Source organism: Aquimarina aquimarini (assembly GCF_900299535.1).
Classification (GTDB): Bacteria; Bacteroidota; Bacteroidia; order Flavobacteriales; family Flavobacteriaceae; genus Aquimarina; species Aquimarina aquimarini.
On record NZ_OMKE01000019.1, the window covers coordinates 41,114 to 52,656 of the forward strand.

Sequence of the window (11,543 nt, forward strand, 5' to 3'; positions counted from 1 at the left end):
CTTATTTATTTTGGTTTTTTTCAAAGTATCATTCTATTATTAGTCTATCTTTTTTCACCAAAAAAGAGAAGGCATATAAATGGATACATGGCTTTTTTAATAATTACAATTTCAATAGGTTTATTGGGTAGAACGTTGCACAGTGCTGGGTTTTGGAATAGTAATTTCAGGCTTATTTGTTTTTCAGAATTTTCAGTACTCTTATTTGGGCCAACAGTTTATTTGTTTACCTGTTATGTTCTCTTGAAAAAGAAGTATTCAAATAAAGATTTGATTCATTATGTTCCTGCCCTACTATACTCCACATTTATAGTTGTTTATTTTATGATCCCTGCAGATGCTGTTATACGTGAGAGGGTTAAAACGGGTGAACTATTTCGAGTTATACATATTTGTCTTGGGTTTGGCTTAATGGTAAACAGCATATACTTAATAATGAGTTGGAGTGTTTTGAATACATTTTCTAAAGAAATAAAAAATGAGATATCGTATGAATTGCACCTTCAGTTTATCGTAAATTTTTTAAGAGTAATAACCTGTAGTTTATTGTTTTGGATTGTTATTTATTTTATTAGCCTTTTGGGATTTCAAGATATAGAACGTTCTATTCGTCCATTTATATGGGTTTTTCTAGCATTTATCATTCTCTTTATTACTTACTACGGGATGATTTCTCCAAATGTCATGAGGGTTTTACCAGAAATTGAATTTAAAAAATATACGCAATCAAAATTAAGTCTAGAAGATTTGGAGGGTTTAAGAAAGAAGCTCGACCAAATTATGATTAATAAAAAACCTTACTTAAATAATAAGTTATTTAAAGCAGAGTTAGCTCAAATGTTGGGAGTAAATAACCCAGAACTTGCACGATTACTTAATGAAAATATTGGAATGAACTTTTTTGAATATGTGAATTATTATCGCATAAAAGAGTTTATCCTCTTGGCTAAATCAGATAAAGCTAAACAACTTACTTTTTTTGGACTTGCTCAAGAGGCAGGGTTTAATTCTAAAACTACATTCAATAAATCATTTAAAAAACTAATGGGCGTTTCTCCCTCTATTTATTTTAGTGAAAAGTTGTAATAAAATTAAAAGTTAAATAAATAACTAGAACCAACGGATTGAATAAACTATCGTTTTCATGTGCTTTATTTTGTGCTGTACAACATTTATCTTTCATCAAACTTCCAACTTGACTTCTCCATAATAACTCCCATTCTACCTTCATGTTCCTTTCCTTGATAAAAAAAGATGGCTTTGTTTTTTTTGATCAATTTTACATGAGTAATCATCCACCCCTAATGTTTTTTTTCAGAATTTAGTTTCCAAAGAGCAATAGATTCATTATCCTCAGTTTTTATATGATAAAGTTGTTCTCTCAGGGTATTGGATTTTTAATTCATAATCAAAGCCTGTATCAATCATTGCTTTTGCTATTTACTTTTTTCAACATTTCTTATTCTTATTATATTTTGCTTTTCTATTTGCGTCAAAAATGAATCTACATTTTGGTGATATCCTGTATACCATTCTTGTTTATTGAAATAACCTGACATTTTCTCTGTTTTAAACATATAATGATATCTTGCATATATTTCATTACGCATAATTTTAAGTTCTTCTACATTCATTACATTTAAGTAATCAAAACTTATAATCTCGGTTTTAGTATTAAAGTATTTACCTATTTGATTAGCCTTGGAGTAGGCTCCAATTTCATAGTCCCCGTCATTTCCTATTTGAACTGGTGGGTTATCTAATTTTAATCCTTTATATTTCTTATTAGAAAATTCAAAAGTCACAAATTCTCCATTAGATTGATCAGAATAAAACTGATTTCCTTTTATTTTTACATTCGTGAAATTTTCGTATGATAAATGCCAACCAACCATCTCTAAATTTTTAATCTCCCAATCTCCTTTTTCTAATTGAGCACAAATAATACCACCAGCAATTGATACATGTAAGGACGACTCTGCTTCTGATTCTCCAAAAGAATATGTGCCAGAATAATTATTAATATTTTCTTCCTCCCAAGTTCTTAATGATATATTTTTTTCTTCTATCATATCTTGAGTTCCAAAAAGTTGTGCTTTGGCTGTTGATATTGACAAAAACATAATCAGCATGATTGTACTTATTCTCATATCTTTTCTTTAATTCTTAACCAACGCCTTTGTAAAATCTGTATTAACTGTTATTGATAAAATATTTTGTGCAGTTAAAGGGAAAGCAGAAAAATTGATCAATTGAATCTACGACGTGTTCTATTTAGTTTGTTTTTTTCAAAATTAAGGATTTTTTTCTTCCAACTAATGAGGCAAACAAATGGGGGTTAAAAAAAGGAAATGACCTTTTGACCTAGTACTAAATTGCTATGATTTTATATATAATGTAATTGTTGTGCAACAGTTACTGATGTTATCATAAGTGCTTTTTTCAATAAATTTCATTCCACTTTATCATACAGGTAAGTTCTTAGGGAATTGTCATTTTCGTTGTTGTCCATAATATAATTACCAAATAATCCTATTCCGATACAAGTAATTAAAATTGTGCATTGAATTAGTTTTTGTTTTCGATTTGGTTCTTTCAAAATAAGGATCATAGAAAAAATTAAAAGCGTTAGAATAAATATTTTCAGAATAATACCAATTAAAGGATTCATACCAGAGAAATATCTGAAATTAAAAGCCAAATAAAGTCCAATTATAATTGAAATCAATGTTATTTTCAGTGTTTTAGATTTCATTCAGATTTTTTTATTTATAAGTTGGTATTCCCCTTTCATTATTTTATTCTCTTAATTAATTCTGCAAGACTCTCAACATTTAAATTACTTGTGTGCTTTACAATTAAATTTCCCTGAGCGTCATAAAAATAAGTCGTTGGCAAAGCTGTAATTTCATTAAGTCCATATTCAGATAGTTTTTTAGAGCTCTTCAAAAAATTAAAACTATAAGGCTTAGAATTAGAGAAATATGTGATTTTATCTATTGTTTCATCAGAAATCATTACAAAATTTACATCATCCCCAAAACGCTGTTTTACTTCTTCAAAGTATGGAAACTCTTTAAGGCAAGGAGCACACCAAGTTGCCCAATAATTAACAACAAGAGGTTTTCCTTGATATTCACTTAGCTCTATATTGTTTCCTTTTAAATCTAGCACTTCTAGCTGATTTAATGATATATCTGGTGATACGATAAACTTACTATAAACAAGTGTTGCTGTTGCAATTAAAATAATGCAACCCAATGTAAATCCTTTCCAAAACGATTTCTTAATCATAATAATCTTATTCAAATATTAATACTAGTATTAGTAGCACTAAAAGTAACCCTAAAAACCCTGTTAATAAGCCTATTAAAAAGCTTCCTTTTTTACCAATTTTCATCTTTTTTAATTAAATATACTATTCAAAGCAAAAACTATTACCTTCTAATTATTTGGAATTATTTCTTTTTGTAATCAATGTGTTTACCCCCATTTTTGAGGACTAAATTATAGTCTTATAATTTGCTTTATAAATTTGTTTTGTATAAAGGAAAGGATTTGATATATTTATTGCAAGTACGTACTATTAAGTACACTAGATACCAATAGTATACTAATACTGATTTTCAGCAATTTAAATTTTTATAAAATTGAAAAACAATAAAGAAGTCGTTCATTGCATTGTCGATTATGCTTTTAAAAGAGTTGGGGGTAAATATAAAGGACGTATATTATGGGTGCTTAGAGATGATGTTTTAAGATATGGAGAATTAAAACGAGCGATTGTAGGTGTTACTCCAAAAATGTTAACCCAAACATTGCGAGAGCTAGAAGCCGATGAGTTGGTTTCAAGAAAAGTATATTTAGAAGTACCCCCAAAAGTCGAGTATGCATTGACTACTACTGGAAAGGAATTAATTCCTTTTATAGAACAACTAAGAAGTTGGGCTAAAAACCTAATGGAGCAAAGAAATATTACAATACCTTAATTAAAGACTTATACCAGTTATACTTTGAATTTACCGCAATAAAATTCTCTATATCGTTTTTTAAGTTTCTTTATTTTCTTAAAGAACGTATCATGGGGGAGCTGTCATTATAAAGGTAACATCAAAGTAAACTCAGCTTTAGCGTCGTTCTTGATTATAAACCTTCGATATTCAGTATTTTTTTACTTTATCATTTTACATTTAGAATTTTGCGATTTTATATTTATAAGCTGGTAGTGAGTAGATTTACTGTAAAATGATCTACTATATATTTATTAAATTAATTCGTTTTGTTAATTCTTTGTCGAGAACGTACTCTTGGTTATTCTTTTTTTCTTTGAATGTATCTCTATTTATAAAAAATATTCTTGAACGTCTACCTCCACTTCTACCAGGAGTAGCAAAATCGAACCAAGCTCTTTTTCTGCGTGTGGGTTTTATTCTAGGCACCTTTATCTTATTGTTATTTATTATTTTAAACCAATATCTTTTTTTTTCTTCAAATAAGGTTGATAGATTAGTTAAGTCTGGAGCAGGGTCTCCTTTAAAAAATGTTTTAAATGATTTATATTGAATAGTTTGATTTTTCATATCTAGTTTATAAAATGACCAATGAATTTCAGGAGGGTATATTGTGTCATAAGCTATTGTATCTCTAATTGCATATATTTTAATAGTATTAATTTTGCTCTGTGCATTAATTGATATTATAGAAAACATATAAAATGTTAATGTGTATAATAGAGTTTTCATTTTTAAATAAAACTTAACGGTTTGAATATGGTTACCAAAGTAACCATATTTCTTAATTATTTAGAATAAGATTCCCTCCTACCCTATTATATATGTGGAATAAAAATACTACTGTTTTTTATCATTTGTAAATTAATATTAAATAAGTACTGTTGGTTGCTTGGTTTCTGAACTTCGATACTCCTTGGCTATCAGCCTGCGCTAGGAGAACAAAGCTTTCTCTATAAAATAAAATTATTATTTGTTTGTCATTCTAGACTTGATCTATAGTCAATTATTGGGTATTCGCTATTCTTTTTTACTTTATCATTTTACATTTAGAATTTTGCGATTTTACATGTATGAGTTGTTAGAATATTCGATATTCTGTATTAGACATTCGGTATTTTTCAACACTTTGTTATTGTAAGTTACATGATAACCTCTTGCCAGTATAGGGATCGTAAAGCTTTGTGAATAAAAACGCCTTTGATTAATTATATAGAAGAAAAAAGGTATAAAGTAAAGCTGTAAATTTGCTTTTTGAATAGCTAAAAACAAACTATTATTTATTTATTACTTTTATTGTATTGATGGTAATTATAAAACTAGTGATGTTATTAATCTAGAACAAATTGAATACCTACCCCACAATGATTCACACTAATAAAACTAATACGCTAGTACTCGTCTTATTAAGTCTTGTATTGAATACATACTCACAAAATTATATCACCAAAGATTTAGACAAGGATGAGATCAAGGATAGTATTTATATTAATCCTCAAAATTCATCTATTGTCTGCAAGCTATCTACCCAAAAATACATTCCTATTGCCAGTAAAAGGATAGAGTCTATCGCAGACAACTCTTATATCTCTGAGACAAAAAATGGATTTCAGTACAATATGAATTGGATGAGAGCGGGCTACAAAGCACAATTCAGGTTTAATCCTACAACAAAAAATATAAATCTCATTGGTATGAGTAGATATGAGTTTGGAGATGTTGCAAATGATGGCAGTGGTGAATCCAGTGTCAATCTACTAACCAATAAATACATAGGGAATTGGAAATATTTTGATCTAGAAAAAGATTCTTTGATACATATCCCAACGATATATACTAAGATGAAATTGCCTAAAACCAATCTAAAAACCTTTAGCGAAAACTCTTTTTATATCTATTCTGATAAATGTAGTACATTATACCATAAGTATAAGAAACAAACAATCTGGGCAGCTAATGAGGGCAAAGAGTATAATATATATATCAAACCACATCAAAGTGATATCGCATTTGATAAAGTTCCTTTTATTGAGATTCCTACATTTATTTCTTATGAGGGGAATGCAAAAAATGTAATCAGCTGGAAAGATGCGCATGGTGAACATTTTGTTCTTACTAGTGAAACAGGAATTTATAGTAATTCAAAATTTTCTCATGAAGAGAATCAAGGTGCAGATGCAGAATTGTTTGCGTATCATTATATCAAAAAAAACAATGTACAAAAACGAATCTGGAAAGTCTATGATTTTATTACTGACTGCCCTGTAGAGATAGTTGCTAGTTTTATAAAAAACACATTGCATGTAACCGATCTTGATAATAACGGAGTAAAAGAAATATGGCTCATGTATAAAAAGGTATGCCATGGTGATGTAAGCCCCTCGCAAATGAAAATAATCATGTATGAAGGCAAGCATAAATTTGCTATGAGAGGATATAACAAGGTGATGACTACCAGTGACTCATCTTATGGTGGTAAATATAAATTTGATACCTCTTTTATTGAGGGACCTAAAGTTTTTAGAGATTTTGGCATCTCTATGTGGGATGAAAATATACTACATAAATGGGGTGAGTAATACCTGTTCTGATTTAAATTTACTCATAAGAAAAATGATGGATTTTTGACTTATATGAAAAAGAAAATTCAAGCATAGTAGGGCTACGGTCGTGTTTTATTTATAAATATATAAAGCCCCGAATATTCGAGGCTTTATACTAATTTAACTTTCTAATGACGTATTAAAAAGACTGTGTTTAATCAACTTAATATAACGAGTCCTTTCTTTGCGTTTAATCTAAAAGCTCCCCACCCTATCATTGTAATGAGTAGCGTGAACAACACCAGTACTGCGATCTTGGTAGTGATGGTAACTTCTGCTTCTGATTGATATGTAAATTTTGGAAAATCGGCATACTGCTCTTTTGTAAATTCTTTATTCTTATACAGTAGTGGTATAAAAAAATCTTGCCACTGCTGAGCAAAAGAAGCTACTTGATTTCTATAATCCTCATAATTAGTAGAAGATGTTCCTGCCATTGCATTAAGACTTTGTTGTACTATAATTGCAGGTGAAGTATATTGAAACTGCTGAATCAATTCATGTTGTTTTCTCAATTGGCCATCATACTTATCTTGTAATAATGAGAGTTCATCATTAATAATTCTCTGTGAGGCCATATAACGATGCCAGAAGCTGGTTTTACCTTGGTCATCTTTTGAGGCATACTCTGGGTGGTCTCTAAGGAAGTTGTCTAAAATTTTATCCTGCTTCTTGGTTGTTTCTGCTTTTAGTGCTCTCATCTCATTAAGCATTTTTGTTCTAGACGGAATTGGGTAAAAAGAAGAACTTAATTGTCCCATAATTGCAGGAATCAATAATACAAAAACAATCCAAAGCCCTAATAAGCTCATAGCATTTTTGGCAGAACTTTTCCCAAATAAATTAATTGCAAATGCCAATGCAAACCAAAACATCATATAAGCAACTACCAAAATTATACAAGACACAAAAGCACCTAGGTTTTCTGAAAAAGAAAACTCATTTATTACAAATACAACAGTTAGCACCAATATAGTAATCAAGACTAACCAAAAGAAACGTAGAATTACTTTTTGCAACACCCAATTTCGTATTGATAAAGGTTGTGAGGCTAATAAACGTAAAGAACCTGATTCTTTTTCTTGCGAGAGGATATTATACGTAAATGCAATAATAATAAGTGGTAACAAATAGATAACAACAAATGCCAAATCAAAACTACCAAAGAGTAATTGCACAGGGCTTGTCATTTCTGTGTGTTTGATTGTCAAACTATTATCAACAACCTTAGGTCGTGTATAATGGGTAAACAAATCACTTTGTCCAATTGCTACAAAAGCCATATCATGAGGTTGCATGGCCGCAACTCTGGGGTGGTAATTACCAACCGCCATAGGACTTGTAGGAACCCTCCATTTACTCAGATTCACTGTATGTCCCTGCTTTATAGAATCTAATTGCAATAACATCAATTGATCTTCTTGAGATACCTTATTCGTTATATTTTCTATATCTGCATTTCTTTTATCTACTTTTTGTTTCCCATTATATCCAGCAAATAGCATATTGATAATTATAATGACAGATAGCACTTGAATCCACTTATTACGTATAAGTAGCTTTAGTTCATATTTAAAATTATATAAAAACATAATTAAAGATTTTTGGTTGAAAGAAATAAAGCTCCGCTGCTTATACCAAGCCAGAACAGTAACATTATAATAATAGAAGTATTATCATTTAAAACATCAGACAAAATAGGTGGAGAGTACTCAAAGGCTGGTAAGTTTTTCCAGGTATCTGAGTTTGCTTTATACCCCCAATCTTGATATTTAGAGTTTTTTGCATGATTATCATTCAAATATAACTGTGTATCGATTCGATAGTTTTCTGCTGCATCAGCAAAATCCCAATGTGTCTGGTAATTTGTATTAGCAATTGACATAGATAGGAACCTAACAGGCAAAAATGGAGAAATAACAGCTATTGATTGATAGATTCCTTTTTGATTTTTAAACTGTTCTTTTAGTATCTCATAATGCTTTTTATAAATCTCTGCCTGATGTTCTTCTCCTTTTTGCATTCTATATGCACTAAAATTAAAAGGTAATTGATGCAGACTATCAACTCCATACTCTTTGAGAACTTTTTTCTCTAATAGCTTTGCTTCTTCACTCCATGGATTATGCCCATCAAGTCCTTTCTTTTTTTCATATTCAACATTTTCTGTAAACTCTTGCCTTGTTGGGTATGGATATTTGAGATCTGCCAAATTACTAGCTATTTTTGGTGCTGCAAAACACCCTAAAAACCAAACTGTAAGAGAAATAACCAATGCTATCCCTGATTTTTTTGCTAGAGAAGATATCAATAAAGTAATGCTTGTAAACACCATATAGTATACTATAAACACACTGTATAATGCAAAAAGTGATATCCAACTAAATTCTCCATAATCTGATAAATTAGATAATAGAATACCTGCAATACCAAACAATATTGTTGCTAGGACTACTACAGGAAGTAATGATGCAATCCATTTACCTAGAGTCAATTTCCAATTACGAATACCTTGACTTTTAAGCAATGCTATTGTTCCTCCTTCTTTTTCTTTGGTAAATGTATTATAGCTAATCAGAATAATGATCAATGGGAATATATAGAGTAACACAAAATCTGGAGTAAGTTCTCCAAATCGAGATAAACCTGTTTGATCAGCCGCTGCACTATATTCTGCTTCGTTTCTCTTATGTGCTTCTAGAAAAACAGAAACGCCTGTATACTTATCTACCCCTTGATCTATAAGAGATAATGGATATTTAGGTTTAAAAGCATAAGTCCCGTAATGAGCCGCAGAGTGTGGTGTTTTTTCTCCTTGAGAATCCCAATTAGCACGCTCTTTGGTTTTAGCTTCTTCATATTGTATATTAGTATTTTTGTATTGATTACTACTTACAAAAATCGCAACAATAAGGAGCGACACTACAATGAATAAAGAAATTTTAAAACGATCGTCTCGTATTATTTCTTTACTTTCTTTACGTATTATTTTGCCTATCATAATGCTACTTCATTATAGTTCATAGTTTGCAAATACAATTCTTCTAATCCTTGAATTGATATATCTTGTGTTTTAAAATTATTTTTTAAAACCCCATCTTTCATTATTCCTATATGGCTTCCTATGCTTTTTGCTCTAAATAAATCATGCGTAGCCATTAATATTGCAACCCCTTTATTACTCATTTCTTTTAGTAATTCTGAAAACTCATTACTTGATTTAGGGTCTAAACCAGAAGTTGGTTCATCGAGCAACAGTACTTTTGTATCTTTTGCTATCGCTAGTGCAATTCCTACTTTTTGTCGCATTCCTTTAGAGAAAGAATGAATACGTTTATGCAATGCTTCTTTTTGAAGCCCCGCTTCTAGAAGATATGTTTCTAGTTGTGATTTACTTATTTTTTTTCCACTAATCCCTGTAAAGTAATCTAAATTTTCTACAGCAGAAAGTGTTGGGTAAAGCATTAAGTTTTCTGGTATGTACGTCAAGAACGATTTTGTTTTTATCGGATCTTTAGTTACATCAATCCCATTGATCAATGCTTCTCCAGAAGTAGGTGTAATAAAATTGAGTAAAAGATTTATAGTGGTAGACTTTCCTGCTCCATTGGCTCCTAAAAGGCATAATATTTCGCCTTCCTTAACATCCAAATCCAGGTTATTTACAGCAATGAAATCGCCATATTTTTTTGTCAAATTACGTGTTGTGATCATATATAAAATATATTCATTAGCTTTTGTTTGGATCAAACAATTACTAATCATTAATAAATGTGTTTAAGAAATGTATGCTACGTACCTAAGAATTGTACTGAATTGTAAACTTTTCCTTATTCTAAATTTTTGATCTATTACCAGAACTTTGATAAAAGCTCTAACTGGGTTAGTTATAGAAATAGATCAAAAATTTAGAATATTACAAAAAATTAAACCTCTGGTGGTGGCTTATTATGGTTATAACTAGTATGCACCATTTTTATAAATGGTGCAGTATATCTTATTATAGTATTTAATTCTGTATCAAAAAAATGAATATCAAAGTCAAACTGCGTATCATTTTTAAGTATCGTTGGAAAAGTATGATCTAATAACAGTACATCGCAAACATCACAATCAACAAAAGTTTTTTCATCATCAAAAACATGAGTATAACTATGTAGATCTACTACCTTTATAAATAAAAAAATAGCAATAAAAAATAAACTAATTTTATTTCTCTGTGAATATAGATACATCTTCTACAAAAGAAATTATTAATTAGGTATAGGTAGCCAAAAATATTGTTAATTTTTAGCCAACCGTTTCTATTCTCTTTTCAAAGGTGACTAGTTTTTCTTTTTTCATAAAAATTGACGGTATAATCCTACCAAATCATCCTATTAAATCTCTTATTTTTTGTCATTAATTATCGATCTATATGTATTATCTCATATTTGTTAAAATAACAGCACTAAGACTCTTTAAGATATTAAGTAATTATCATAATTAATACTATTTAATTAACAATTCAATAAAAATAACCTAAAATAAGCCCTTTTCATTAAAATATTGTTAATTTTTCAATTTTTCAGACATTCATAATTTCTCAATAAAATCATTTTATATCTAACAAAATCTATCTTGTTTCTTGATAGTGTTACACAATTCAAACTTCTATCATATTCTTATTAAAAACTCTTCAATTTATTTTTCGAAAAAACTTAACTATCAAATAATTGGCTAAGTAAAAAGTGAAGTTTTATATCATTTTTTTAGATACATTTGCCCTCGATTTCAAATAAAAAATTAAATCTGATGATCAAAAAACTACCATTTCTACTTGCAATTATTGCTATCCTACTTTCATGTGAAAAAGAATCATTTGACGAAAGTGTGGTTTCACCAGAAAGTACTCCTGAGGAAAATCTTCCACAAGACGATTCTCCTATTA

Annotated in this window: 11 protein-coding genes; 3 read left to right on the plus strand and 8 right to left on the minus strand. The window is 29.6% G+C overall.

All coding sequences use genetic code 11. From position 1 onward, the window contains the following. The first annotated feature begins 87 nt into the window (after positions 1-87). Positions 88-1,086 (plus strand): AraC family transcriptional regulator, encoded by a 999-nt coding sequence (locus DG508_RS10375; protein WP_234418216.1) that lies wholly within the window; start codon positions 88-90, stop codon positions 1,084-1,086. Positions 1,087-1,172: 86 nt separating this feature from the next. Here DG508_RS10375 and DG508_RS21375 read toward each other — a convergent pair whose 3' ends face one another. The 3 genes from DG508_RS21375 to DG508_RS10390 all read right to left on the minus strand — a co-directional run bounded on the left by DG508_RS21375 (position 1,173) and on the right by DG508_RS10390 (position 3,294). Continuing rightward, positions 1,173-1,295 (minus strand): hypothetical protein, encoded by a 123-nt coding sequence (locus tag DG508_RS21375; protein WP_255412554.1) that lies wholly within the window; start codon positions 1,293-1,295, stop codon positions 1,173-1,175. Positions 1,296-1,436: 141 nt separating this feature from the next. Next, positions 1,437-2,150: a YARHG domain-containing protein gene (locus DG508_RS10380; RefSeq protein ID WP_108868076.1), complete on the minus strand. Its 714-nt coding sequence runs from the start codon at positions 2,148-2,150 to the stop codon at positions 1,437-1,439. 643 nt (positions 2,151-2,793) lie between these two features. Further along, positions 2,794-3,294 carry a TlpA family protein disulfide reductase gene (locus DG508_RS10390; protein WP_108868078.1) on the minus strand — a complete coding sequence of 167 codons (501 nt, stop codon included), beginning with the start codon at positions 3,292-3,294 and terminating at the stop codon, positions 2,794-2,796. A 356-nt stretch (positions 3,295-3,650) separates the two neighbouring features. Between DG508_RS10390 and DG508_RS10395 the strand changes: the two genes are divergently transcribed. Then, entirely contained in the window at positions 3,651-3,989 is a 339-nt protein-coding gene (locus DG508_RS10395; protein WP_108868079.1) for a winged helix-turn-helix transcriptional regulator, read from the plus strand. A 264-nt stretch (positions 3,990-4,253) separates the two neighbouring features. Here the strand turns inward: DG508_RS10395 and DG508_RS10400 are convergent, their stop codons facing one another. Continuing rightward, positions 4,254-4,742 carry a hypothetical protein gene (locus tag DG508_RS10400; RefSeq protein WP_108868080.1) on the minus strand — a complete coding sequence of 163 codons (489 nt, stop codon included), beginning with the start codon at positions 4,740-4,742 and terminating at the stop codon, positions 4,254-4,256. A 632-nt stretch (positions 4,743-5,374) separates the two neighbouring features. Here DG508_RS10400 and DG508_RS10405 point away from each other — a divergent pair. Beyond that, complete coding sequence (locus tag DG508_RS10405) at positions 5,375-6,589, plus strand: M949_RS01915 family surface polysaccharide biosynthesis protein (protein ID WP_108868081.1); 1,215 nt, start codon at positions 5,375-5,377, stop codon at positions 6,587-6,589. Positions 6,590-6,771: 182 nt separating this feature from the next. On the opposite strand, the gene DG508_RS10410 is transcribed toward DG508_RS10405, so the two are convergent. The 4 genes from DG508_RS10410 to DG508_RS10425 form a co-directional block, all read right to left on the minus strand. Further along, the gene (locus DG508_RS10410; RefSeq protein ID WP_108868082.1) at positions 6,772-8,205 is read right to left on the minus strand and encodes a DUF3526 domain-containing protein; all 1,434 of its coding nucleotides are present in this window, start codon (positions 8,203-8,205) and stop codon (positions 6,772-6,774) included. Positions 8,206-8,207: 2 nt separating this feature from the next. After that, positions 8,208-9,614: a DUF3526 domain-containing protein gene (locus tag DG508_RS10415; RefSeq protein WP_108868083.1), complete on the minus strand. Its 1,407-nt coding sequence runs from the start codon at positions 9,612-9,614 to the stop codon at positions 8,208-8,210. Then, positions 9,611-10,378: an ABC transporter ATP-binding protein gene (locus DG508_RS10420; protein ID WP_328515274.1), complete on the minus strand. Its 768-nt coding sequence runs from the start codon at positions 10,376-10,378 to the stop codon at positions 9,611-9,613. Before DG508_RS10420 ends, DG508_RS10415 begins: the two co-directional genes overlap by 4 nt. A gap of 161 nt (positions 10,379-10,539) precedes the next feature. Beyond that, the gene (locus tag DG508_RS10425) at positions 10,540-10,848 is read right to left on the minus strand and encodes a hypothetical protein (protein ID WP_108868084.1); all 309 of its coding nucleotides are present in this window, start codon (positions 10,846-10,848) and stop codon (positions 10,540-10,542) included. Positions 10,849-11,543: the final 695 nt, after the last annotated feature.